A 23255-nucleotide genomic window follows, 5' to 3' on the forward strand; every position below is an offset into this window, starting at 1 on the left:
ACGCGCCCCTCATTTCGGATGCCTAAGGCGCGGATTGGCGATGATGGCGGCGATGTCGGCGATGATGTTGAGACCGATATAGACCGCAGCGAAGATCAGCCCCACCGCCTGCACCACCGGCACGTCGCGCTTGGCGACATGGTCGACAAGATATTGGCCCATGCCGGGGTAGACGAAGATCACCTCGATGACGACGACGCCGACGACGAGGAAGGCGAGGTTGAGCATGACGACGTTGATGATCGGGGCGATGGCATTGGGGAATGCGTGCTTGCGGATGATGTTGAAGGGCGAAAGTCCCTTGAGTTCGGCCGTTTCGATATAGGCAGACTGCATGACGTTGAGGATCGCCGCGCGCGTCATGCGCATCATGTGGGCGAGCACGACAAGGGTCAGTGCCGTTGCCGGCAAGGCGATCGCCTTCATGCGTTCGAGAAACGGCATGCCGTCATAGACGGTGGAGATGCCGGGGAATATCTGCCACTTCACGGCGAAGAAATAGACGAGCAGATAGCCGACGAAGAATTCGGGCAGCGAGGTCGAGGCAAGTGCCAGGCCAGAGATGGTCTTGTCGATCCAGCCATTGCGGTAACGCACGGCAAGCAGGCCAAGGATGATGGCCAGGGGAATGGAAACAACGGCCGCCCAGAAGGCGAGAAACAGCGTGTTCCAGAGGCGTCCGCCGATGGCGTGCGCGATGTCCTGCCGGCTCGACAGAGCGGTGCCGAGATCGCCGGTCAAAACCCCGCCGAGCCATCTGAAGTACCTGATGTAGGCCGGATCGTTGAGGCCGAGTTCCTGGCGCAGATTGGCGAGCGCCTGCGGCGTTGCCGACTGGCCGAGGATGGATTGGGCGACGTCGCCGGGCAGGATTTGCGTGCCGGCGAAGATCAGGACCGAAACGGCCAGAAGCAGGAGCAGGCCCAGCGCGATGCGCTGGGCTATCAGTCTCAGGATTGGATTGGACATGCGGACAACACCGTTGTCACGCGTTGAGCCAGCATTTGGACAGCGCGTAGCCGCCCATCATCTCCTGGTTGCCGTCGGGGACCCAGCCACCGACCTTGGCGCTGGTGGCGTCGATGAAATCGTTGAACATCGGCGTGATGACACCGCCTTCGTCGCGCACGATCTGGCCCATGTCGGCGTAAAGCTTCTTGCGCTTGTCCTTGTCGAGTTCGGAGCGCGCCGCAAACAGCATCTTGTCGAAATCGTCGCGGAAAAAGCGCGTGTCGTTCCAGTCGGCCTTGGAATAATAGGCGGTCGAATACATCTGATCCTGGGTCGGACGCCCGCCCCAATAGGAGGCCGAGAAAGGCTGCTTGTTCCAGACTTCCGACCAGTAGCCGTCGCCCGGCTCGCGCTTGACCTCGAGCGTGATGCCGGCCTTTGCGGCACTTTGCTGATAGAGCTGGGCGGCATCGACTGCGCCAGGGAAGGCAACGTCTGAGGTGCGCAGAAGCACCGAGCCGGAATGGCCTGATTTCTTGTAGTGGAACGCCGCCTTGTCCGGATCATATTTGCGCTGCTCCATCTCGGTGAACAGCGGATAGGCCTTGTTGATCGGCGTGTCGTTGCCGACCGAGCCATAGCCCATCAGGATCTTCTGCAGCATCTCCTCGCGGTCGAGCGCGTATTTCAGCGCGAGCCTGAGGTCGTTGTTGTCGAAGGGCGCTGTGTTGCAATGGGCTATGAAGACGTAGTGGCCACGGCCAGCGACGTTGCGGATGACCACGCCGGGCACGCGCTTGATCAGATCGACGATCTTGGGCTCGACGCGGTTGATGATGTCGACCTGGCCGCCTTGCAGCGCCGACGTGCGAGCGGTGGCGTCATTGATCACGATGATCTCGATCTGGTCGGCGAAGCCGCGGTCGTCGCGCCAGTAATTGGCGAATTTCTCGCCGCCGAGCCGCACGCCGGCTTCGTTGACGGTGACCTTGTAGGGGCCGGTACCGATGCCCGCGTCCGGCTTGTCCTTGCCACCATTGGGCTGGATCATCAGGTGATAGTCGTCGAGCAGGAAGGGCAGGTCGGCGTTGGCATCCTTCAGGGTGAAGACGACGTTTTGGCCGTCGGCCTTGACCGAGGCAATGCCGCCCATCAGGCCGAGCGCACCGGATTTCGCCTTTTCATCGGAATGGCGTTCCATGGTCGCCACGACGTCGGCCGGGGTCATTTCCTTGCCGTTGTGGAACTGCACGCCCTTGCGGATCTTGAAGGTCCAGACCTTGGCGTCGTCGGATGCGCCCCATTCCTCGGCGAGCGCCGGTTTCGGCTCGCCCTCGGGCGAAATCTGCACCAGCTGCTCGGCCCACTGGCGGCCGAAGAAGTAAGGCACCTGGCTCGACCATGAGGCGGGATCGAGGCTGTCGGTGGCCGCACCACCTTGCATGCCGGCGCGCAGGATGCCGCCCTTGACGGGGCCTTCCGCCTTGGCGGCGCTCGCCAGCAGGGAGTTGGCAAAGGTTGCCGCGACGCCCAGGGCCGCGGCGCGGCCGAGGAAATCGCGGCGGCTCAACTTGCCCGCAGCTACGCTACGGCTCAAGAACTCAAGTTCATTCGACATTGGCAAGGTTCCTCACTCTGGCGGTCGTTATTGCTCGACTTCTGGCAGCAATATTGACCGTAACGTAAGGGAATGGGCAAGGCCGAATGCGACATGATGTGGCGCAATCGTCATGTCGCATCTGGGCCAATGGCCCAGGATGTCAGATGTGGTCGCGCGGAACGATTTCGTTGAAATCGCGCTGGAAAATCAGTTTTTCGCCCTCATAGGCCTCGATCCGGCCGGTGAGGTGGAAATTTTTCCCATCCGAGCGCATGGCGGTGAATGCTTCGGTCCTGATCGCCCAGTCGTTTCTGGACAAGGTCTGTGTCCAGTGGGTTTCGCCATGGGCCGAGAGCGGGTTTTTCGGATCGATGGTCCAGAGCTCGCGGGCGATCTCGCCGGTGACAAGGCCGTGGTCCATGTCGCGGATTTCGCCGAAGTCGTCGACGATGCGCAGGCTGACCGTGCTTGTCTTTTCATCATGCTCGACAACGCGGCTGTTCGAGCTTTCGCGCAACGTTTCGGTCTGCCACGGCGTTGCCGCTTCCGGTTCGGCGAAGCGCCATTCGTCGTCGCCGCTGCCCGACGACGGGCGCACCGGCAGGTCGATGGCGCCTTCATGGAGCTTGAGCGTCACCTCTTCAGGCGAGGGCCAGACAAGCGGCCAGTAGGTTGACGATATGGCGACGCGCAAGCGGTTGCCCTTGGCGACGCGGTAGGCGATGTCGTCAAGCTTGAGGACGATCTCCATCACCTCGTCGGGGGCCACGCGCTCAGGGAATTCGTGGCCATTGCGATGGGTGAGGTTGAGCACACCATAGGTGATGCGGGTCGAGGCGCCGTCCGGCTGGACGTCGCACAGGCGCACGGCCACCATGCCATGCCTGCGGTTTGCCGAAAGCTTCAGCCGGATGATGGGGCCGCCGACGACATCGAGCGGAGCGTCGAGCGGGGCACTGTCGAAGCAGGCTGATTTTCCATCGTCGACGCGCTGGTCGCCGGGCAATTCAGGGCCGAGCCAGATGGCGCAATATTCGCCGCCCGCCATGCCGCAATCCTGCGGCGAGTTGATCGCGACAGATTCTCCGAGACTACCGGCTTCGGCTAGCTTGCCGCCCGCGCCGAGCGAAAGGCGCTTCGCAGCGATGTTCGGCGACGGCCATTTCTGCTCGGCGATCCAGCGGCCCTGGCGTTCGAGATACCAGTCGCGCGGCGGCTCGGAATCCATCACATAAAGCCGCATCGCCGGGTCGTTCTCGACACCGGTGTCGATGCCTTTCAGCCAGCGGTCCCACCAGCGCCGGGCTTCCTGCAGGAAGCCGATGGCAGGCTTTGGTACGGCGAAATGCGGGTATTTGTGGACCCATGGCCCGACGATGCCCTTGACCGGCGATTGCACGCCTTCGACCAGCCGCGACACCGTATTCTTGTAGGCGTCGCCCCAGCCGCCGACAGCCAGCACGGCCGCCTTGATCGCTGGAAAATCCTCGCAGACCGAGCCGCGTTTCCAGTAGGCGTCGCGGGTCTGGTGCTTGAGCCAGAGCGCAGGCAGGAACGGCTCGTTCTGCAGCCGGTCGAGCCACATGTCGCGCCATTTGTCGCCGACCAGCGCCGGGTCCGGCGGCCGCGACGAATAGGACAGCATGGTGGCGCCCCAGCCCATGTTCTCGTTGAGCAGCAGGCCACCCTTGTAGTGAATGTCGTCGGCATAGCGGTCGTCGGTCGAGCACAAGGTGATGACAGCCTTCAGCGCCGGCGGCTGCTTGGCCGCCACCTGCAGGCCGTTGAAGCCGCCCCAGGAAATGCCCATCATGCCGACATTGCCGTTGCACCAGGGCTGCGCCGCTGCCCAGGCGATCACGTCGCAAGCGTCCTGCCATTCCTGTTCGGAGTATTCGTCCTCCATCAGCCCTTCGGAATCGCCGTTGCCGCGCATGTCGACACGAATGCAGGCGTAGCCGTGGCCGGCGAAAAAGGGATGCGTGAGGTTGTCGCGCGCCGTGGTGCCGTCGCGCTTGCGGTAGGGCAGGTGTTCCAGAATGACAGGCACCGGGTCCTGGTCGGCATCGACGGGCATCCACACCCTTGCCGACAGCCGGCAGCCGTCGGGCATGATGATGCCCATGTCGGGGAACTCAACGATGTCGCGCGGAAACTCGGTGATGGTTTTCATGGCAGCAGTCCGATGCTTGGTCACACCATTTGTGCACACTGACATTGCCGCTGGCTAGCATGGAAACGCCATCAGCGGCCGCAATGCACGGCAACTTGAAAAGACCTGTTAAAGGTACTAATTACAGTGCCAGCAACACGACGAGGTCGCCATGCCGCATTCCGTTCTAGCAGAAGTCACGGCCAGCGTTTCGGAACTGAAGAAGAACCCGATGGGCACCGTTGCCGCCGGCGAGGGTTTTCCCGTCGCCATCCTCAACCGCAACGAGCCCGCCTTTTATTGCGTTCCCGCCAAGGCGTTCGAAGCGATGATGGAGCGGCTCGAGGATATCGAACTCAACGCCATCGCAGATGCGCGCAAGGGCGAGAAGCGGATCCGGGTCGACCTGGATGAGCTATGAGGTCGAATTCCTCGAATCGGCCTTGAAGGAATGGAAACGGCTCGACGCCAACACGCGCGAGCAATTTCGCAAGAAGCTGAAAGAGCGCTGCGAAAACCCGCGCGTTCCCTCAGCCAAGCTGCACGGCGCCAAGGATCGCTACAAGATCAAGCTCAGAAATGCCGGATATCGGCTCGTCTACGAGGTTGAAGATGCGCGCGTGGTTGTGCTCGTCATAGCCATAGGCCGGCGTGACCGGATGGAGGTCTACGCCGCAGCTGCCAGGCGCTGATAGGTCAATTCAGCGGAATGTCGTTGTCGCTCTTGTTGGCCTGGTAGGCGCCCGACATCTCGTCATAGCGTGCTGAAATCTTTGCGATGCGCGCTTCCAGACGCTTGCGGTCGGGCTCCGGCAGTTCGCGCACCAGTTTGCGCAGCGAATAGCTCTTCCAATAGGCGTTTTCGGCGTTGTAGCCGCCTGGCTCCAGCGTGAAGACCTCTTTCAGGATCTTCAAATCGTGCGGAATGGCGAAGCTGTCGCGCGAATCCTCGTGGCTGAACAGATAGTAGAAATTGTCGAAGCCGGCCCAGGTGATGGCCGACAGGCACAACGAGCAGGGCTCGTGCGTCGACAGGAAGATGCAATCCCTGGTCTCTGGCCGGTCAGCTTTGGGCATTTCGTAGAAGCGCTTCAGGCAGTGCATCTCACCGTGCCAGAGCGGATTTTCGATCTCGTTGTTGGTCTCGGCGAGCACGAGCGAACGGTCGCCTTTGTTCAGGAGTGCCGCACCAAACAGCTTGTTGCCCTTGGCCACGCCTTCGGCGGTCTTGGGCACGATGTCGTCTTCGATGACGTCGAACAGGCGCTCGATCAGGGAAAGCTCGGCCATGATGTCAAAACCCTTCGGGCAGGACGATTTCGTAAGGATGCGAGAAGTGGAATTCTTCGAGATTGGAACCTGTGCCGCCACGATCGACGACGACAAAATCCTGGTTCTCGCCGATCGGCGTCAGCACGCCGTGCCACAGATTGCGGGGGTAGTTCACGCCCTGTCCGGGCGAAGTGATGAAGGCATGCGGCTCGCCGGGGCCGTCGCCGATGTCGTGGCAGACGACGACGAGATAGGGGCGCGGCGACAGCGGAATGAAGGCCTGGCTGCCGAACGGGTGGCGCTCGACCATCGAGAGCTTCAGCGGGAACGGATAGGGCGTGCCCTTGAAGATGTTGATGATGACATGGCCGTCAGGTCCCGCAGCCTCGGCGCGAGCGAGCGCATGGTAGCGCTCGCATTTGCCGGCATTGATCGGGTAGTGGCTGTCGCAGTTGGTGTCGATGACCTCGCCGAATTCGGCGAAGTTCTCCCGCGTCAGAGGCCTGGCCACGATCCGCTTCATCTCGCCTGACATTGCCCGGAACTCAGCCGCGGCGCGGGGCGGCAAATGTCCCCAGCTGCATGTGGCGGTTGACGTCCTTGTAGAGCAGGTAGCGGAACTTGCCGGGTCCGCCGGCATAGCAGGCCTGCGGGCAGAAGGCACGCAGCCACATGAAGTCGCCGGCCTCCACCTCGACCCAGTCATTGTTCAGCCGGTACACCGCCTTGCCTTCCAGCACATAGAGACCGTGCTCCATGACGTGGGTTTCGGGGAACGGGATGATCCCGCCCGGCTCGAAGGTCACCACCGTGACATGCATGTCGTGGCGCAGATCGTTGGGGTCGACAAAGCGGGTCGTTGCCCATCTGCCGTCCGTGTCTGGCATGGCGTTGGGCTCGACGTCGTTGTCGTTGAGGAACAGCGGATCGGGCGCATCGAGACCGTCGACATATTCGTAGGCCTTGCGGATCCAGTGGAAGCGCGTGACCTCCTTGCCGGAATTGCGCACTGTCCATTTGCTGGCCGGCGGCAGATAGGCGTAGCCGCCTGGCGTCAGCACATGGTTCTTGCCGGCAATGGTCACTGTCACTTCGCCTTCGACGACGAAGAACACGCCTTCAGCGCCGATATCCGGTTCCGGCCGGTCGCTGCCGCCGCCCGGCTGAACTTCCATGATGTATTGCGAGAAGGTCTCGGCGAATCCCGACAACGGACGCGCGATGACCCACAGCCGCGTGCCGTCCCAATGCGGCAGGAAGCTGGTGACGATGTCAGAGAACTCGCGCTTGGGGATCACCGCATAGGCTTCGGTGAAGACGGCGCGGTCGGTGATCAGGTCGGTCTGGGGCGGCAAGCCGCCTTTCGGAGCGTAATAGGAGCGGTGTGCCATGGTCTCTTAGCTTGGAAGGAGGTCGTGAAGTCGGTACCAGGCGATGCGTTCCACCTGCTTGCAGGCGGTGGGGAATTCCTGGTCGCGGTTGTTGGCGATGCGGGTCTCGAACGCCTTCAATATGCTTGCCTTGTCATTGTCGCGTACGGCGATGATGAAGGGGAAGCCGAATTTCTGGACGTAAGTGGCGTTGAGTTCGGTGAAGCGGGCGCGCTCGGCGTCGGTCAGCGCGTCGAGCCCGGCGGAAGCCTGCTCCTTCGTCGACTCTTCCGTCAGGCGCTTGGCCTGGGCCAGCTTGCCGGCAAGGTCGGGGTGGGCGGTGAGCACGCCGAGGCGTTCGGTTTCGCTTGCCGAGCGGAAAGCGCGGCACAGCGCGTTGTGCAGGCCGCCAGCACTGTCATGGGCCGGTCCGAGCTCCAGTTCGAAAGCGCGTTCGGCGATCCAAGGAGAATGCTCGAAGATTGAGCCGAAGCGCTGCACGAATTCGTCGCGGCCCATGCGCGAAGGGCGCAGCGCCTGCGGCTGATAGGGATGGTTGTCTCGCCAGTGCGCGGCGATGTCCTGGCGGCGGGCGAGCCAGACCTTGTCGTGGCCCTGCACATATTCGATGAAACGGCGCAGCGCTTCGGCACGTCCGGGGCGGCCGACGAGGCGGCAGTGGAGGCCGATGCTCATCATGCGCGGCCGGCCGGCGGCACCTTCGCGATAGAGCGTGTCGAAGCTGTCCTTGAGATAGGCGTAGAACTGGTCGCCCGAATTGAAGCCTTGGGCGGTGGCAAAACGCATGTCGTTGGCGTCGAGCGTATAGGGGATGACCAGTTGCGGGGGAATCGCGTTGCCATGGCCGTCATGGTCGAGCCAGTAGGGCAATTCGTCGTCATAGGTGTCGGAAATCCATTCGAAGCCGCCTTCGGCAGCGGCGAGGCGAACCGAATAGACCGAGGTGCGGCCGAGATAGAGGCCCTTGGGGCGTTCGCCGACGACTTCGGTATGCAGGCGAATCGCTTCGAGGAGATCAGCGCGTTCGACGGCTTCGTCGTGGTCGCGGTAATCGATCCAACGCAGGCCGTGCGAGGCGATTTCCCAGTCGGCATCCTGCATTGCCGCGACATGGTCGGGCGAACGGGCAAGGGCGGTCGCCACGCCGTAGACTGTCACCGGCACATTGGCCTCGGTGAACATGCGATGCAGCCGCCAGAAGCCGGCGCGGGCGCCGTATTCATAGATCGATTCCATGTTCCAGTGGCGCTTGCCGGGCCATGGGGCTGCGCCCATGACTTCGGACAAAAACGCTTCTGACGCGGCGTCGCCATGCAGAATGTTGTTTTCGCCGCCTTCTTCGTAGTTGACCACGAACTGCACGCAGACATTCGCATTGCCTGGCCATTGCGGGTGGGGTGGATTGGCGCCGTAGCCGCGCATGTCTCTTACGTAACGCATGGTCCCTCGAAAGTCGGTCTCTTGCCGGGCACTTGAGCAGAATAGCGAAAGGAGCGGCAGACATTCCCTCGAAAAAATTTGAAAGTCTTTTTGTAGTGCTCTGCTCGACCACACCTTATGCAATGGCCTTAAATGGCGCAAAATCTATAGTGATGGCGCGTATCGCCAATAGGGAGAGCGAATGACAAAGGCCGAAGGCGGACGCCTCACCACCCATGTCCTTGATACTGCCACCGGAAAGCCTGCCGAGGGGCTGTCGATTTCGCTGTTTCGAATCGAAGGCGACGTGCGGACCCTGCTCAAGAAAGTCGCCACCAATGCCGACGGACGCTGCGACGCGCCGCTGCTGATCGGCGACGAATTCCTGACCGGCGAATATGAGCTGGTCTTTGCCGCCGGCGATTATCTACGCGGGCTGGGCAGCGATCTGCCCAAGCCGGCTTTCCTCGACATCGTGCCGATCCGCTTTGGCATGGCCGAGCGAACACATTATCACGTGCCGCTGTTGATCTCGCCCTTCGGCTATTCCACCTATAGGGGGAGCTGAGCCATGGCGACGGTCAAGACACGCGACGAGATTCGCTTCATCCTCAACGGCGAGGATGTGGCGCTGGGCAATGTTGCGCCCGCCGAGACACTGCTCGATTATCTCAGGCTGAAACGCACGCTGCGCGGCACCAAGGAAGGCTGTGCGGAAGGCGACTGCGGCGCATGTACGGTGCTGGTCGGCCGGCTGTCCGGCGGCAAGCTCGTCTACGAGAGCGTCAATGCCTGTATCCGTTTCATGGGCTCGCTCGACGGCTGCCATGTCGTCACTGTCGAACACCTGCGCGGCGAAAATGGCAATCTGCATCCGGTGCAGCAGGCTATGGTCGACTTCCACGGCTCGCAATGCGGCTTCTGCACGCCGGGCTTCGTCATGTCGCTCTATGGCCTGTGGATGAAGTCACCCGAGCCGTCGGATGCCGAAATCGAAAAGGCGCTGCAGGGCAATCTGTGCCGCTGCACCGGCTATGAGGCGATCATGCGCGCCGCGCGCGCCATTTCCGACTACGGCAAGGTCGCCAAGGACCCGCTGCTCGCGGAGCGCAAGGCGATCACCGTGCGGCTTGAGGCGCTCAAGGACGGCTCCCGCGTCGAGATCGGCGCGGGCAAGTCGCGACTTGTCGTGCCGGCCGATGTCGACGATCTCGCCGCCGTGCTCGAAGCCGAACCGACCGCTACCGTGGTTGCAGGCTCGACCGATGTCGGCCTGTGGGTGACCAAGCATATGCGCGAGATTGCGCCGGCGGTCTTTATCGCCAACATCGACGGTCTGCATGGCATGTCGGAAGACAAGGGCGTCATCACGATCGGCGCCGGCGTCACCTACACCGAAGCTTTCGCTCTGCTGTCGAAGCGCATCCCGGCACTTGGGCCGCTGTTCGACCGCCTCGGCGGCGAGCAGGTCCGTAACATGGGCACCATCGGCGGCAACATCGCCAACGGTTCGCCGATAGGTGACACGCCACCGCCGCTGATCGCGCTTGGCGCGACGCTCACCTTGCGCAAGGGCAAGACGCGACGGACCATTTCGCTACAGGATTTCTTCATCGCCTATGGCAAGCAGGACCGTGCACCGGGCGAATTCGTCGAAGCCGTGCATGTGCCGGTGCCTGCGAAGGGCGAAAACTTCGCCGTCTACAAGGTGACCAAGCGGCGCGACGAGGACATCACCGCAACACTTGGCGCGTTCTGGCTGAAGCTTGCCAAGGACGGAAAGGTGGCTGAGGTTCGCATCGCCTATGGCGGCATGGCGGCGACGCCGAAGCGCGCTTCGGCGGTCGAGGCGGCACTTGCCGGCAAGCCTTGGACCGAAGAGACGGTCGAGGCGGCGATGGCGAAATATGCGGAAGATTTCACCCCGCTGACCGACATGCGCGCCACCGCCGAATATCGCGCGCTGGCGGCAAGGAACCTGCTTTTGCGCTTCTACATGGAAACGACCGGCACCAAGGCGCCGCTGCAAGTATCGAGATACGAGGCTGCGTGAGATGACCGAGCACACTCCAAACCTCAAGGCCGCGAAAATCTCTGGCGGTGTTGCCACCGACCAGCGCCATGATTCCGCGCACAAGCATGTTGCCGGGACCGCCGTCTATATCGATGACATGCCCGAGCCGGCGGGCACGCTGCATGTCGGCCTTGGCCTTTCCAACGTGGCGCACGGCACGCTGAAGACCGTCGATCTTTCGGCGGTGCGAGCCGCACCCGGCGTGGTCGACGTTCTGACTTATGCCGATGTGCCTGGCGACAACGATGTCTCGCCGAGCGGCATGCATGACGACCCGGTGTTTGCCCAGGGCAAGGTCCAGTTCCATGGCCAGCCGATCTTCGCTGTCGTTGCTGAAACGCGCGAGCAGGCCCGTCGCGCCGCGCGGCTTGCCAAGATCGAATATGAAGAGCTGCCGGCGATCATCAGCATCTGGGATCTTGATACTGCGAAAGACAAGCAGGTCGCGAGCCCGCTGACGCTGAAGCGCGGCGATGCGGCGGCGGCCATCGCCGCAGCCCCCCGCCGCGTGAAGGGGCGGATGAAGCTTGGCGGCCAGGATCACTTCTATCTCGAAGGCCAGATTTCGCTGGCCGTTCCGGGCGAAGACGACGAGGTCGTCATCTATTGCTCGACGCAAGGCCCGAGCGAAACCCAGCATCTTGTCGCCCATGTGCTCGGCGTGCCGAGCAATGCGGTAACGGTGGAAGTGCGCCGCATGGGCGGTGGCTTCGGCGGCAAGGAAACCCAGGCCAACCAATGTGCTGCCATCGCCGCCATCGCTGCCAAGAAGCACAAACGCGCCGTCAAGATCAGGCTCGACCGCGACGAGGACATGACCGCCACCGGCAAGCGGCATGATTTCGCTATCGACTACGAGGTTGGCTTCGACGACGAAGGCAACATCCTTGGTGTCGACTACATGTTCGCGCTGAATGCCGGTTTTTCCGCCGACCTCTCTGGGCCGGTCGGCGACCGCGCGCTGTTTCACTGCGACAACACCTATTTCTACCCGAACGTTCACGCCAAGTCGGCGCCGCTCTACACCAACACCGTTTCCAACACGGCGTTCCGTGGCTTCGGCGGTCCGCAGGGCATGGTCGGTGCGGAGCGCGTCATCGACGAGGTTGCCTTTGCCGTTGGCAAGGACTCGCTCGAAATCCGCAAGCTGAATTTCTACGATCCGATGGGTGCGCCGGGTGATCGCAACCTCACGCCCTATCACCAGAAGGTCGAAGACAACATCATCCACCGTATCGTGGCTGAGCTCGAGGAAAGCGCCGATTATGCCGGGCGCCGGCGCGAGATCGCGGCCTTCAACGCCAATAGCCGCTTCATCAAGCGCGGCATGGCGCTGACGCCGGTGAAGTTCGGCATCTCCTTCACCAAGACCGAGTCCAACCAGGCCGGCGCGCTGGTCCATGTCTATGCCGACGGTTCGGTGCATATGAACCATGGCGGTACCGAGATGGGGCAGGGCCTGCATCTCAAGGTGGCGCAGGTGGTGGCCGAGGAGTTCCAGATCGACCTCGACCGGGTCAAGATCACCGCCACGACCACCGCCAAGGTGCCTAACACGGCACCGACGGCGGCGTCTTCGGGTGCCGATCTCAACGGCATGGCGGCACGGGATGCGGCGCGGCAAATTCGCAAGCGGCTGACCGACTTCGCCGCCGAGAAATATCAGGTGCCGGCCGATCAGGTGGTGTTCCTGCCCAACCGGGTGCGCATCGGCAACCAGGAGATCAGCTTCAACGATCTCGTCAAGCAGGCCTATCTCAACCGCGTCCAGCTTTCGGCCGCCGGTTTCTACAAGACGCCGAAGATCCACTGGGATCGAGCCAAGGGCCGTGGCCACGCCTTCTACTATTTTGCCTATGGCGCGGCGTGCTCGGAGGTGTCGGTCGACACGCTGACTGGCGAATATGTGGTCGAGCGTGCCGACATCCTGCACGACACCGGGCGTTCGCTGAACCGGGCGATCGACATCGGCCAGGTTGAGGGTGGCTTCATCCAGGGCATGGGGTGGCTGACGACGGAAGAACTGTGGTGGGACGGCAAGGGCCGGCTGCGCACGCATGCGCCGTCGACCTACAAGATCCCGCTCGCGTCCGACCGGCCCAAGATCTTCAATGTGGCGCTGACCGACTGGTCCGAGGCCTATGAGCCGACGATCCACCGCTCGAAGGCCGTGGGCGAGCCGCCTCTGCCGCATGGCATGTCGGTGCTGCATGCGCTGTCGGACGCGGTGGCGAGCGTTGCCGACCACAAGATCTGCCCGCGTCTCGATGCCCCGGCAACGCCTGAGCGCGTGCTTATGGCGATCGAGCGGCTCAGGGCCGAGGCGGCCCCAAAAAAGTGACCACGACGGCCAAGAGCCTCAGGGCATTTCTCGACGCAGCGCCTTCGGTGGCGCTGGTCGAGGTGGCCGAGGCCAAGGGCTCGACGCCACGCGAAAAAGGCGCGTGGATGCTGGTGTCGCCGCAGCGCATCTTCGGCACCATCGGCGGCGGCCAGCTGGAATTCATGGCGATCGATGCTGCGCGGGCGATGCTCAGTGCTGCCCCTCACCCTTACCCTCTCCCCGTGGATGACGGGGAGAGGGGGGCGTCGACGTTGACGCCAGCCTCCTTCTCCCCGTTTACGGGGAGAAGGTCCCGGCAGGGGGATGAGGGGCAACTCGACAGCGCCGAGCAAAACATTACCCTCGACATTCCGCTTGGCCCCGAAATCGGCCAGTGCTGCGGCGGGCGTGTCGAGATCGCCATCAGAAACCTCGACGAAGCCATGCGCGCCGATCTGCTTGCCGCAGCCGAGGCCTCGGATGCGGCGCGGCCGCATGTCTATGTCTTTGGCGGCGGCCATGTCGGCCACGCGCTGGCTTCGGCCTTTTCGCTGTTGCCGATCAATGTCGTGGTCGTGGAAACCCGCGCCGACGCGCTCGAAGGCATGCCCGACAACGTCGTCACGCGACTGACGCCGATGCCTGAGGAGATGGTGCGCGAGGCGCCTGCGGGCGCTGCCTTCGTCGTGCTCACCCATGACCACGCGCTCGATTTCCTGATCGTCGGCGAAGCCTTGAAGCGCGACGATGCGGCCTATGTCGGCATGATCGGTTCGAAGACCAAGAAGGCGACGTTCAGGAGTTGGTTCCTGAAGACCGCAGGCGGCGGCGAAAGCGGCTTTGCCCGGCTCGTCTGCCCGATCGGCGGCGATGCGGTGAAGGACAAACGCCCCGCCGTGATCGCCGCCCTTGCAGCTGCCGAAATCATGACCGCGCTGGTGTCCAGCGCGGCCTGATTTTCTTGCTGTTGTTAAGCGTTTTCCTGGGTGTGCGCCTCAAGGAACCAGAGCGACTTGTCGAGCGCCCTGGAATAGGCGGTGAAGATGTCGGCGGTGTCGGCATCGCCTGCTTCACCGGCTTCGTCGATCGCCAGGCGCACTGTCCTTGCCACTTCGGCATAGCGGTCCATAAGCGCCTCCAGGTGGTCCCTGGTCTTGAAGATGTCGGTCGGATAGGCCTTCAGCTTGCTTGCTTCCGCCACCACCTGGGAGGTGCCAAGTGCTGTACCGCCCAACTGGACCGCGCGCTCGGCGATGGTGTCGACATGAATGTCGAGCTCGGTGCGGAACCCATCCAGCATCTCGTGGACGGCGATGAACTGCGGCCCCTTGACGTTCCAATGGGCCTGCTTGGTGATCAGCGCCAGGTCGATCGCATCGGCGAGACGGGCGTTGAGGAGTTCGATCGAAACCTTCTTGGCGTTGGATTTGAGATCGTTGCGCGTCGGGTGGGTCATCAGCTGCTCCTTGATCAGGTATTCGCGCCGCCCATCAAGAACCGGCGGCGCATGCAGGCTACAACAGCCCAGTGACATTATCCGTTCCGATCTGCCTGCTGCGTCAAGGTGTCATCCAGCAGTGGCGTTGCGGGCCACGACCGCGAGATAGGCTGCCTGCAGTTCGGCGCGAACCGGAATGCGCCCGGCTTCGGCGGACAGCGGCTCGCCCAGATGCTCGGCGCGCAACTCTTCCATGAAGCGGTCCCACATTTCGGGCCCGCCCTTTTCCAGCAGTTCGGCGCGGATGCTGAGCTCTTCGCTGACCGGCAGCCATTTGCGGCCCCAGGCGGCGATTTGCGCGAACACCGGCAGCAGTTCGATCGCCATCTCGGTCAGGCTGTAGATCGCCTTTTGCTTGTGGCTGGGGTCGTCGGCCCTGGTGATCAGCCCATCTTCAAGCAGGCGCTTGAGCCGGTCGGCGAGGATGTTGGAGGCGATGCCTTCCTCCGACTGCGTCAGCAGTTCGCGGAAGTGTCTGCGGTTGCCGAACATCATGTCGCGCAGGACGATCAGGCTCCATTTGTCGCCGACCACCTCGAGGGTGAGGTTGATCGGGCAGCCCGACCTGTGATGCTGGTTCATGCAATGCCTCCAAGAAAACCAGTTGCAATATAAAATTAGTTTACCTATCTTGCAACCAGTTAGTAATTACAACCGGTTGCAAATGCCGTATGGCAAGCAGCCATATTGATGGAGAGAGTCATGACCGCAACTGCAACAGTTCAGGCCAGCTTCAGCATCGACCGATTTTATGCCGCATCGCCGGCGGACGTTTTCGCCGCCTTTTCCAATGCCGAGCGCAAGCGCCGCTGGTTCGCCGAAGGCGAAGGCTGGCAGGTCGACGAATTTTCAGTTGATTTCCGCGTTGGCGGTTCGGAACGCAGCCGCTTCCGCTTCCAGGGTGGCCCCGAGATTTCCAACCACACCACCTACCTCGACATCATCGCCGACCAGCGCATCGTCATTGCCTATGTCATGGCGCTTGCCGGCACCCGTTTTTCCGCCTCGCTCGCCACAATCGAGTTCAAGCCTGAAGGCAACGGCACGAGGCTTGTCTATGTCGAGCAGGTTTCGTTCCTCAACGGACAGGACGGCTCAGGCGATCGTGAGACCGGCTCCAGGGAATTGCTCGAAACCCTGGCTGCCGAAATGGAGAAGGTCTCGGCTACCGCGTGATCCGGTGGCGATTAGACGGAACCCTACGCAAGGAGGCCAGGAAGCCCATGTCTTCAGGATTGGATCGCCGTAGTCTGATGAAAGGCGCGGCACTGTCGGCAGCGCTTTTGGCGCCGAAAAGCATCAGTGCTCAGGAAGCGCCGGCACAGCAGATTTCAAACAGCATTTCAGCGGTAAGGAGTACGGAAATGAGCACGGGCAATTTCGCACCTGACCGGCTCGACCGGATGCGCAAGGTCATGGCCGGCCATGTCGAGCGTGGCGATGTGCCGGGCCTCGTCTGGGCGGTCAGCCTCAACGGCGAAACCCATGTCGAAGCGGCGGGCAAGCTTGCGCTCGACGGTGCAGCGCCGATGCGGCGCGACAGCATCTTCCGCGTTGCCTCGCTGACCAAGCCGATCACCGCAACGGCGGCGATGATCCTGGTCGAAGAAAGCCGCCTCAGGCTCGACGATCCCGTCGACAAATGGCTGCCGGAACTGGCGAACCGCCAAGTGCTGAAGGCGATCGACGGTCAGCTCACTGACACGGTGCCGGCCAGCCGGCCAATTACGCTGCGCGATTTGCTCACGCTGCGCTTCGGGCTCGGCGCCATCATGGTCTATCCGATCCGCTATCCGGTGCAGCACGCCATGGAAGAAGCTGATGTCGGCCCCAGCGCCGATATTTTTAGCGGCTCGCCTGACGATTACATGAAGCGTATCGGTTCCCTGCCACTCGTCCACCAGCCCGGCGAGGGCTGGCTCTACCACACCGGGCTCGACGTTGCGGGCGTGCTGATCTCGCGCGTCGCCGGCCAGCCGCTGTCGGTGTTCATGCAGGAGCGTATCTTCGGACCGCTGGGCATGAAGGATACGGGGTTTTTTGTGCCGGCCGACAAGGTCGAGCGGCTTGCCACCGCCTACTCCAGGGATTTTACCTCAGGTAAATTCAACGTCTACGATCAAGCCAAGAGCGGGCTGTTTGCACGCCCGGCCGCCTTCGAATCCGGCGGTGGCGGGCTTGTCTCGACGGCTGATGATTATCTCGCCTTCCAGCACATGATGCTCGGCAAGGGCAAGCTCGGCAACGAGCGCATCCTGTCGCGCGCGTCGGTCGAGTTGATGACCGCCGACCATTTGACACCGGAGCAGAAGGCTGGTGCGAGGATGTTCTTCAACGACAACACCAGTTGGGGTCTCGGCATGGCGGTCGCCATACGGCGCGACGACCTGTGGCTGACACCGGGCCGTTTCGGCTGGGATGGCGGTTACGGGACGTCCGCTTATGCCGACCCAACCGAGGGATTGGCGGGTGTGCTTTTGACTCAGCGCCTGATGGATTCGCCCCAGGCGCCGAAGCACTTTGTCGACTTCTGGACCTCGGCCTACCAGGCTCTTGAGGGGTGAGGCGCGAGCCTCACTTGCCCGCCAAAATGTCCTTGATCAGCTTGTGGCAGCGCTCCGCCATGAAGTCGAGAAGCAGCCGGACCTTCGGGTCCTGCAGCTTCTTGTGCGGATAGACGGCGGCGAACTGCACCGGTGTCGGTGGTGTCTGCGCCAGGATGATCTTCAGCCGCTGGTCGCGGATGAAGGGCTCGACCTCGAAGCGCGGCTTGTTGATGATGCCGCGCCCGCTCAGCGCCCAGCCGGTCAGCACGTCGCCATCGTCCGAATCAAACGGTCCATGGACCTCGAACTTTGTCGGGCCTGCAGGTGTTTCCAGCGTCCAGAAATATTCGCGCGAGCCGGGATAACGCAGCATCAGGCAATCGTGCTTCTTGCCGATCAGATCGCTGGGGCTTTCTGGCTCGCCGCGCTTTTCGAGATATTTGGGTGCGGCGACGAGCACACGCTCGCACTCCAGGATGCCGCGCATCCGCAGACTCGAATCCTCGATCAGGCCGAGCCTAAAGGCGACGTCGATGCCTTCCTTGAGGATGTCGACATTGTGGTCCGAAAGCCTGAGCCTGACCTCGATATCGGGGTATTTGTCGTGGAATTCGGGGATGCCGGAGGCGACGAGTCGGCGGCCGAGACCGAGTGGTGCCGTGACGCGGATGGTGCCGCGCGGCTGGCCGGAAAGCGCTGAAACCGCAGCTTCCGCCTCGGTAATCGCTTCCAGCACCTGCTTGGCGCCCGAATAAAACACGTTGCCGTGCTCGGTGGCCATCAACTGCCGGGTGGTGCGGTTGAACAGCCGCACGCCCAAGTGCTTTTCCAGCTCCTTGATGCGGTTGGAAGCGACAGCGGGGGAAATGCGCATGTCGCGGCCCGCGGCAGAAAGATTGCCGAGTTCCACGACGCGAACGAAGACGGCGATGTTGTCGAGATAAGCCATGCGATGCCGAGGGTTCCCTAGCCGGCTTTTGCCGTGCCGCGATAGGGTAGTATTTTCCAGATTTTTTTGAAAGTCATCGCGAATCCTTTCACTTCCCCAATGCATGGGGCATCGTAAGATCGCTGCTGGTGCGGAAAAGGGACGGCGGATGTACGACTTGGCGTTTTTTATGGAATGGGCGAGCTTCGCCGTGCGGTGGCTGCATGTCATCACCGCCATGGCCTGGATCGGCTCGTCCTTCTATTTCATCGCGCTTGACCTTGGACTGAGGAAGCACGCCGGCCTGCCCGTCGGCGCCCATGGCGAGGAGTGGCAGGTCCATGGCGGCGGCTTCTACCACATCCAGAAATACCTGGTGGCGCCGGCGCAGATGCCGGAGCACCTGACCTGGTTCAAATGGGAATCCTATGCCACCTGGCTGTCGGGCTTCGCGCTGCTGTGCCTCGTCTACTATGGCGGCGCCGAACTGTTTTTGATCGACCGCAACGTGCTTGACGTCTCGGCACCGGTCGCCATCGGTATCTCGCTGGCCTCGATCGGCCTTGGCTGGGTGATCTACGACCAGCTTTGCAAGTCGAAGCTCGGCGACCACGACACGCTGTTGATGATCATCCTCTATGTCATCGTCGTGTTCATGAGCTGGGGTTACACGCAGCTGTTCACCGGCCGCGCCGCCTTCCTGCATCTCGGCGCCTTCACCGCGACCATCATGTCGGCCAACGTCTTCATCACCATCATTCCGAACCAGAAGATCGTCGTCGCTGACCTGATCGCCGGCCGCAAGCCGGACCCGAAGTACGGCAAGATCGCCAAGACGCGTTCGACGCACAACAACTACCTGACGCTGCCCGTCGTGTTCCTGATGCTGTCGAACCACTATCCGCTGGCGTTCGGAACCGAGTTCAACTGGGTCATCGCCGCGCTGATCTTCATCCTCGGCGTGCTGATCCGCCACTACTTCAACACCATCCACAAGCGCGCGGGCAACCCGCACTGGACGTGGCTGGCCGCCGGCATCCTGTTCATCGTCATCATGTGGCTGTCCACAGTGCCGAAGGTGCTGACCGGCGAGGACAAGAATGCCTCGGTCACCACAGCACCCTTCGTCGCCTCGGCCCAGTTCCCGGCGGTACGCGACACGGTGCTCGGCCGCTGCGCCATGTGCCATGCCAATGAACCGTCTTATGAGGGCGTCTATCACGCGCCCAAGGGTGTGGTGCTGGAGACGGACAACGCGATTGCCCAGCATGCGCGCGAAATTTACCTGCAGGCTGGCCGTAGCCACGCCATGCCGCCGGCCAACGTCACCCAGATCACGCCGGAAGAACGCGCGCTGCTAGTCGCCTGGTATGAGCAGGCGCGGAAGTAGCAGCGGTACTGCGACGCGGACTGAAAGTTCAGGGCGCCGCTTGAGCGGCCAAATCGACGCGCGGTGGCCCAGCCGCGATTTCGTCACGCCAGAAAAAGCTTGTAGAGTTCAATCATGACCACAACCCTTCTTCGCGGCCGCACGCTGTCTTTCCTGCGCTGGCCAAACAGTGCCGACGACCACGCCTCCTATGCCTATGAGGAAGATGGCGCCGTGCTGATGCGCGACGGCAAAATTGCGGCCGTTGGCGCCTACGCCCAGGTCGCGGCCCAGGCCGGCGACGCCAAGGTTGTCGATCATCGCCCGCATCTGATCCTGCCCGGCTTCATCGACGCGCATGTGCACATCCCGCAGATGCAGATCATTGCCGCCTATGGCGCCGAGCTGCTGGAATGGCTGAACAAATACACCTTCCCCGAGGAAACGCGCTTCATCGACGCCCAGCACGGCCGCCGCATCGCGCGCCTGTTCCTCGACGAGATGGTGCGCCATGGCACCACGACCGTTGCCGCCTACTGCTCGGTCCACAAACAGTCGGCCGAGGCGTTTTTCGCTGAATCGCACGACCGCAACATGCTCAACATCGCCGGCAAGGTGATGATGGACCGCAACGCGCCTGTTGGCGTGCTGGACACGCCGCAGACGAGCTATGACGACACCAAGGCGCTGATCGCCGAATGGCATGGCAAGGGCCGGCAGCACGTCGCCATCACCCCGCGCTTCGCCATCACCTCGACGCCCGAGCAGATGGAGATGGCCGGCCAACTGGCGCGCGAACATCCCGACCTGCATATCCAGACGCATCTGTCGGAAAACCATGCCGAGATCGCCTTCACCCAGGAGCTCTATCCCTGGTCGCGCGATTACACCGACGTCTACGAGCATTACGGCCTGCTCGGTCAGCGTACGCTTCTGGGCCACAGCATCCATCTTAGCGAGCGCGAGGCCGATGCGATCTCCGACCATGGTTCGATCGCCGTGTTCTGCCCGACGTCGAACCTGTTCCTCGGCTCGGGCCTGTTCGATTACCAGCGCTATCGCCAGCGCGACAAGCCATTGAGGATCGCGACCGCCACCGATGTCGGCGGCGGCACCAACTATTCGATGCTGCGCACCATGGACGAGGCCTACAAGGTCATCGCGCTCAATGGCGAGAAGCTCAATCCGCTGGCGTCCTACTGGCAGCTGACGCGCGGCAATGCCGAGGCGTTGTCGATTTCGGACAAGGTGGGGACGCTCGAAGTCGGTACCGATGCCGACATCGTCGTCCTCGATGCACGCGCCACACCAGGCATGCGGCTCAGGATGGAGCGCACGGCTACCCTGGCTGAAGAACTGTTCCTGCTGCAGACGCTCGGCGACGATCGTGCCGTGGTCGAAGTCTATGTCGCGGGCCGGCCGGCCAAGACGACGATGGACAAGGCCGCCTGACCTTGCGTCCTTACGCTGCGTCTGTCATTTGAGCCGTGGACGCAGGGAGAGGAGCGGACGATGGCAGCAGCCGAGGATCTCAAGAAGATCGCTGAGCAAGAGGCGCGTCTTGTCTTCGAAGGTTTTGACGAAGCCGCTGCCTTCGAGATCGGCTCCGCCATTCGCGCGCGCGGCCTGGCTGAGAAATTTCCCATAGTGGTGGATATCCGGTTTTGGGATCGCACGCTGTTTTACTGCGCGTTGCCGGGATCGACCGTCGGCAATTCCGAATGGACCCGGCGCAAGATCAACGTCGTCAAGATGTTCCACCGCAGCAGCTACCGCATGGTGTTGCACAAGGCGCGCGAGGACCGCACCTTTCCGGTCGGCGAGGCGTTGCCGATCGAGGACTATGTGCTGGCCGGTGGCGGGTTTCCGATCCGCGTGAAGGGTGTGGGTGTCGTCGGCGCCATTGCCGTATCGGGCCTGCCCGAGCGGCAGGATCACGAGGTGGTGGTCGCGGCAGTCTGCGACCATCTCGGCATCTCCAGGCAGGAACTTGCCCTTGGGCCGGCATGATTTGAACACGGCGCTGCCCCTCACCCTTACCCTCTCCCCGTGAAGTACGGGGAGAGGGGGTGTCAACGTTGCCGCTTGTCCCTTCTCCCCATACTTCACGGGGAGAAGGTCCCGGCAGGCGGATGAGGGGCAGAGCGACATGAACAAGCAAAGCGTATAGCGAGTGCCCGGATGACCACTTTCGAACCCAGACGCTTCCTCATCAGCCTCTTCGACGCCGCCGTCGCGGCAGCCGATCCGGAACTCACCATCCGCCGCCATCTGCCGGAAAAACCCAAAGGCCGCACCATCGTCATTGGTGCCGGCAAGGGCTCGGCGCAGATGGCAGCCGCTTTTGAGAAGGCCTGGGACGGTCCGCTCGAAGGCGTCGTCGTCACCCGCTACGGCTTTGCCGCCCCTTGCGAGCGCATCAGGATCATCGAGGCGTCGCACCCGGTGCCCGACGCCAATGGCCTGGAAGCCGCGAAGCTGTTGCTCCAGACCGTGTCCGGCCTCACCGAGGACGACCTCGTCGTGGCGCTGGTCTCGGGCGGCGGCTCGGCATTGTTGCCGTCGCCGGCGGGTAGCCTGACGCTTGCCGACGAGATTGCCGTCAACGAAGCACTTCTGGCCTCGGGCGCGCCGATCTCGGCGATGAACACCATTCGCAAGCACATTTCCAACATCAAGGGTGGCAGGCTCGCTGCCGCCGCTTTTCCGGCGCGCGTGGTGTCGCTCGTCGTCTCCGACATTCCCGGCGACAATCCCGCTCTCGTCGCCTCGGGTCCAACTGTGCCGGATAAAGCTTCGCGCGCTGACGCATTACGCCTGATCGAGACCTACCGCATTGCGCTGCCGGCCAATGTCATCGCGCATATCAACTCGGCCGCCGCCGATGCGCCCCAGCCACACGACGAGCGCTTCGCCCGCAACGAGGTCCATGTCATCGCTTCGGCCGCCGTGTCGCTCGATGCGGCAGCGGATGCGGCGCGGGCGCTTGGCGTTGAAACCGTCATCCTGTCAGATGCCATCGAAGGCGAGGCGCGCGAGGTCGGTGGCGTACATGCTGCGATCGCGCGTGAAGTCGCCCTGCGCAACCGTCCCTTCAAGAAGCCGGTGCTGATCCTGTCGGGTGGCGAAACCACAGTCACCTTGCGCGCCAAGGGCAAGGGCGGCCGCAACAGCGAGTTCCTGCTCGCCTTTGCCATCGGCATCGACGGCATTTCGGGCATCGACGCGCTGGCGGCGGATACGGACGGAATCGACGGTTCCGAAGACAATGCCGGCGCCTTCGCCGATGGCTCGACGGTCGCGCGCATGCGGGCCGCCAGCGTCGACGCCAAGGCGATGCTCGCTGGCAACAATGCCTGGACGGCGTTCAATGCTGTCGGCGACCTGTTCGTGCCGGGGCCAACGGGCACGAATGTGAATGATCTCAGGGCTATTTTAGTGCGGTAGTTGGGACGGGGTTCGCGCTCTACGTTGCCCCCCTCTGTCCTGCCGGACATCTCCCCCACAAGGGGGGAGATTGGCAGCGTCCGACCCTGCGGTCTTCCTGCAACGTTGGCGATTGGCGAAAGTCGCAATGAAGGCTGATCTCACCCCTTGTGGGGGAGATGTCCGGCAGGACAGAGGGGGGCGCGAAAGAACTCGGCTTTGCCTCTTTGGCCTAGATGTTTGATCCCAGGCTTTGATGGGGCATCCTTATCGTTCGAATCAAGGGATGCGCTATGGGCCAGGTTC

General features: G+C 62.6%; 22 protein-coding genes. 12 read left to right on the plus strand and 10 right to left on the minus strand.

All coding sequences use genetic code 11. From position 1 onward, the window contains the following. Window positions 1-9: 9 nt before the first annotated feature. The 3 genes from AC1RTB_RS25395 to AC1RTB_RS25405 all read right to left on the minus strand — a co-directional run bounded on the left by AC1RTB_RS25395 (window position 10) and on the right by AC1RTB_RS25405 (window position 4724). Window positions 10-969, minus strand: coding sequence for an ABC transporter permease (locus AC1RTB_RS25395; RefSeq protein ID WP_492881978.1), 960 nt, complete (start codon window positions 967-969; stop codon window positions 10-12). 16 nt (window positions 970-985) lie between these two features. Then, window positions 986-2569: an ABC transporter substrate-binding protein gene (locus AC1RTB_RS25400; RefSeq protein ID WP_492881977.1), complete on the minus strand. Its 1584-nt coding sequence runs from the start codon at window positions 2567-2569 to the stop codon at window positions 986-988. A gap of 142 nt (window positions 2570-2711) precedes the next feature. Continuing rightward, complete coding sequence (locus AC1RTB_RS25405; RefSeq protein WP_492881976.1) at window positions 2712-4724, minus strand: CocE/NonD family hydrolase; 2013 nt, start codon at window positions 4722-4724, stop codon at window positions 2712-2714. Between the two features lie 151 nt (window positions 4725-4875). Here AC1RTB_RS25405 and AC1RTB_RS25410 point away from each other — a divergent pair, with 151 nt between their 5' ends. Both AC1RTB_RS25410 and AC1RTB_RS25415 read left to right on the plus strand, forming a co-directional pair. Next, window positions 4876-5124: a type II toxin-antitoxin system Phd/YefM family antitoxin gene (locus tag AC1RTB_RS25410; RefSeq protein ID WP_476802881.1), complete on the plus strand. Its 249-nt coding sequence runs from the start codon at window positions 4876-4878 to the stop codon at window positions 5122-5124. Then, entirely contained in the window at window positions 5114-5395 is a 282-nt protein-coding gene (locus AC1RTB_RS25415; protein WP_492881975.1) for a type II toxin-antitoxin system RelE family toxin, read from the plus strand. Before AC1RTB_RS25410 ends, AC1RTB_RS25415 begins: the two co-directional genes overlap by 11 nt. A gap of 4 nt (window positions 5396-5399) precedes the next feature. Here the strand turns inward: AC1RTB_RS25415 and AC1RTB_RS25420 are convergent, their stop codons facing one another. Genes AC1RTB_RS25420 through puuE form a run of 4 tightly spaced genes read right to left on the minus strand, consistent with a single transcriptional unit; the run spans window position 5400 to window position 8806 of the window. Further along, a complete protein-coding gene (locus AC1RTB_RS25420; RefSeq protein ID WP_492881974.1) occupies window positions 5400-5993 on the minus strand; it encodes a nucleoside deaminase in 594 nt (197 codons plus the stop codon). A 4-nt stretch (window positions 5994-5997) separates the two neighbouring features. Then, complete coding sequence (locus AC1RTB_RS25425) at window positions 5998-6498, minus strand: ureidoglycolate lyase (protein ID WP_492882014.1); 501 nt, start codon at window positions 6496-6498, stop codon at window positions 5998-6000. 22 nt (window positions 6499-6520) lie between these two features. Beyond that, complete coding sequence (locus AC1RTB_RS25430; RefSeq protein ID WP_492881973.1) at window positions 6521-7366, minus strand: bifunctional allantoicase/(S)-ureidoglycine aminohydrolase; 846 nt, start codon at window positions 7364-7366, stop codon at window positions 6521-6523. Window positions 7367-7372: 6 nt separating this feature from the next. Next, a complete protein-coding gene (gene puuE / locus AC1RTB_RS25435; RefSeq protein WP_492881972.1) occupies window positions 7373-8806 on the minus strand; it encodes an allantoinase PuuE in 1434 nt (477 codons plus the stop codon). A 181-nt stretch (window positions 8807-8987) separates the two neighbouring features. On the opposite strand from puuE, the gene uraH reads away from it, so the two are divergent. Genes uraH through xdhC form a run of 4 tightly spaced genes read left to right on the plus strand, consistent with a single transcriptional unit; the run spans window position 8988 to window position 14138 of the window. After that, a complete protein-coding gene (uraH, locus tag AC1RTB_RS25440; protein ID WP_492881971.1) occupies window positions 8988-9353 on the plus strand; it encodes a hydroxyisourate hydrolase in 366 nt (121 codons plus the stop codon). 3 nt (window positions 9354-9356) lie between these two features. Continuing rightward, window positions 9357-10838 carry a xanthine dehydrogenase small subunit gene (xdhA, locus tag AC1RTB_RS25445; protein WP_492881970.1) on the plus strand — a complete coding sequence of 494 codons (1482 nt, stop codon included), beginning with the start codon at window positions 9357-9359 and terminating at the stop codon, window positions 10836-10838. 1 nt (window position 10839) lies between these two features. Further along, window positions 10840-13200, plus strand: a complete 2361-nt coding sequence (xdhB, locus tag AC1RTB_RS25450; protein ID WP_492881969.1) for a xanthine dehydrogenase molybdopterin binding subunit — start codon at window positions 10840-10842, stop codon at window positions 13198-13200. Then, window positions 13197-14138, plus strand: a complete 942-nt coding sequence (xdhC, locus tag AC1RTB_RS25455; RefSeq protein ID WP_492881968.1) for a xanthine dehydrogenase accessory protein XdhC — start codon at window positions 13197-13199, stop codon at window positions 14136-14138. The genes xdhB and xdhC overlap by 4 nt, the downstream gene beginning before the upstream one ends. Before the next feature lie 14 nt (window positions 14139-14152). On the opposite strand, the gene dps is transcribed toward xdhC, so the two are convergent. Together dps and AC1RTB_RS25465 are read right to left on the minus strand one after the other, a co-directional pair. Beyond that, window positions 14153-14638, minus strand: coding sequence for a DNA starvation/stationary phase protection protein Dps (dps, locus tag AC1RTB_RS25460; protein ID WP_492881967.1), 486 nt, complete (start codon window positions 14636-14638; stop codon window positions 14153-14155). A 111-nt stretch (window positions 14639-14749) separates the two neighbouring features. Continuing rightward, window positions 14750-15262, minus strand: coding sequence for a winged helix-turn-helix transcriptional regulator (locus AC1RTB_RS25465; RefSeq protein WP_492881966.1), 513 nt, complete (start codon window positions 15260-15262; stop codon window positions 14750-14752). A gap of 120 nt (window positions 15263-15382) precedes the next feature. Here AC1RTB_RS25465 and AC1RTB_RS25470 point away from each other — a divergent pair, with 120 nt between their 5' ends. Together AC1RTB_RS25470 and AC1RTB_RS25475 are read left to right on the plus strand one after the other, a co-directional pair. Continuing rightward, a complete protein-coding gene (locus AC1RTB_RS25470; RefSeq protein ID WP_492881965.1) occupies window positions 15383-15856 on the plus strand; it encodes an SRPBCC family protein in 474 nt (157 codons plus the stop codon). A 188-nt stretch (window positions 15857-16044) separates the two neighbouring features. Then, window positions 16045-17244: a serine hydrolase domain-containing protein gene (locus AC1RTB_RS25475; protein ID WP_492881964.1), complete on the plus strand. Its 1200-nt coding sequence runs from the start codon at window positions 16045-16047 to the stop codon at window positions 17242-17244. 10 nt (window positions 17245-17254) lie between these two features. Here AC1RTB_RS25475 and AC1RTB_RS25480 read toward each other — a convergent pair whose 3' ends face one another. Next, window positions 17255-18175 (minus strand): LysR family transcriptional regulator, encoded by a 921-nt coding sequence (locus tag AC1RTB_RS25480; RefSeq protein WP_476782867.1) that lies wholly within the window; start codon window positions 18173-18175, stop codon window positions 17255-17257. A gap of 148 nt (window positions 18176-18323) precedes the next feature. Here AC1RTB_RS25480 and AC1RTB_RS25485 point away from each other — a divergent pair, with 148 nt between their 5' ends. The 4 genes from AC1RTB_RS25485 (at window position 18324) to AC1RTB_RS25500 (ending at window position 22970) form a co-directional block, all read left to right on the plus strand. Continuing rightward, a complete protein-coding gene (locus tag AC1RTB_RS25485; protein ID WP_492881963.1) occupies window positions 18324-19544 on the plus strand; it encodes a urate hydroxylase PuuD in 1221 nt (406 codons plus the stop codon). A 114-nt stretch (window positions 19545-19658) separates the two neighbouring features. Then, window positions 19659-20975 (plus strand): guanine deaminase, encoded by a 1317-nt coding sequence (guaD, locus tag AC1RTB_RS25490; RefSeq protein WP_492881962.1) that lies wholly within the window; start codon window positions 19659-19661, stop codon window positions 20973-20975. A 60-nt stretch (window positions 20976-21035) separates the two neighbouring features. Beyond that, window positions 21036-21533 carry a heme-degrading domain-containing protein gene (locus AC1RTB_RS25495; protein ID WP_492881961.1) on the plus strand — a complete coding sequence of 166 codons (498 nt, stop codon included), beginning with the start codon at window positions 21036-21038 and terminating at the stop codon, window positions 21531-21533. Between the two features lie 171 nt (window positions 21534-21704). Next, window positions 21705-22970 (plus strand): glycerate kinase type-2 family protein, encoded by a 1266-nt coding sequence (locus tag AC1RTB_RS25500; protein WP_492881960.1) that lies wholly within the window; start codon window positions 21705-21707, stop codon window positions 22968-22970. Window positions 22971-23255 lie beyond the last annotated feature (285 nt).

The sequence above is a fragment of the Aminobacter sp. GW821-FHT11F06 genome (assembly GCF_058808215.1).

Bases quoted from the DNA above. Each gene is read 5' to 3' on its own strand.
- puuE (WP_492881972.1), bottom strand. From the start codon at position 8,806: ATGCGTTACGTAAGAGACATGCGCGGCTACGGCGCCAATCCACCCCAC.
- AC1RTB_RS25405 (WP_492881976.1), bottom strand. From the start codon at position 4,724: ATGAAAACCATCACCGAGTTTCCGCGCGACATCGTTGAGTTCCCCGAC.
- AC1RTB_RS25415 (WP_492881975.1), top strand. From the start codon at position 5,114: ATGAGCTATGAGGTCGAATTCCTCGAATCGGCCTTGAAGGAATGGAAA.
- uraH (WP_492881971.1), top strand. From the start codon at position 8,988: ATGACAAAGGCCGAAGGCGGACGCCTCACCACCCATGTCCTTGATACT.
- AC1RTB_RS25400 (WP_492881977.1), bottom strand. From the start codon at position 2,569: ATGTCGAATGAACTTGAGTTCTTGAGCCGTAGCGTAGCTGCGGGCAAG.
- AC1RTB_RS25500 (WP_492881960.1), top strand. From the start codon at position 21,705: ATGACCACTTTCGAACCCAGACGCTTCCTCATCAGCCTCTTCGACGCC.
- AC1RTB_RS25395 (WP_492881978.1), bottom strand. From the start codon at position 969: ATGTCCAATCCAATCCTGAGACTGATAGCCCAGCGCATCGCGCTGGGC.
- AC1RTB_RS25475 (WP_492881964.1), top strand. From the start codon at position 16,045: ATGAGCACGGGCAATTTCGCACCTGACCGGCTCGACCGGATGCGCAAG.
- AC1RTB_RS25470 (WP_492881965.1), top strand. From the start codon at position 15,383: ATGACCGCAACTGCAACAGTTCAGGCCAGCTTCAGCATCGACCGATTT.
- AC1RTB_RS25420 (WP_492881974.1), bottom strand. From the start codon at position 5,993: ATGGCCGAGCTTTCCCTGATCGAGCGCCTGTTCGACGTCATCGAAGAC.
- AC1RTB_RS25430 (WP_492881973.1), bottom strand. From the start codon at position 7,366: ATGGCACACCGCTCCTATTACGCTCCGAAAGGCGGCTTGCCGCCCCAG.
- AC1RTB_RS25410 (WP_476802881.1), top strand. From the start codon at position 4,876: ATGCCGCATTCCGTTCTAGCAGAAGTCACGGCCAGCGTTTCGGAACTG.
- xdhB (WP_492881969.1), top strand. From the start codon at position 10,840: ATGACCGAGCACACTCCAAACCTCAAGGCCGCGAAAATCTCTGGCGGT.
- guaD (WP_492881962.1), top strand. From the start codon at position 19,659: ATGACCACAACCCTTCTTCGCGGCCGCACGCTGTCTTTCCTGCGCTGG.
- xdhA (WP_492881970.1), top strand. From the start codon at position 9,357: ATGGCGACGGTCAAGACACGCGACGAGATTCGCTTCATCCTCAACGGC.
- AC1RTB_RS25495 (WP_492881961.1), top strand. From the start codon at position 21,036: ATGGCAGCAGCCGAGGATCTCAAGAAGATCGCTGAGCAAGAGGCGCGT.
- AC1RTB_RS25465 (WP_492881966.1), bottom strand. From the start codon at position 15,262: ATGAACCAGCATCACAGGTCGGGCTGCCCGATCAACCTCACCCTCGAG.
- AC1RTB_RS25425 (WP_492882014.1), bottom strand. From the start codon at position 6,498: ATGAAGCGGATCGTGGCCAGGCCTCTGACGCGGGAGAACTTCGCCGAA.
- AC1RTB_RS25485 (WP_492881963.1), top strand. From the start codon at position 18,324: ATGTACGACTTGGCGTTTTTTATGGAATGGGCGAGCTTCGCCGTGCGG.
- dps (WP_492881967.1), bottom strand. From the start codon at position 14,638: ATGACCCACCCGACGCGCAACGATCTCAAATCCAACGCCAAGAAGGTT.
- AC1RTB_RS25480 (WP_476782867.1), bottom strand. From the start codon at position 18,175: ATGGCTTATCTCGACAACATCGCCGTCTTCGTTCGCGTCGTGGAACTC.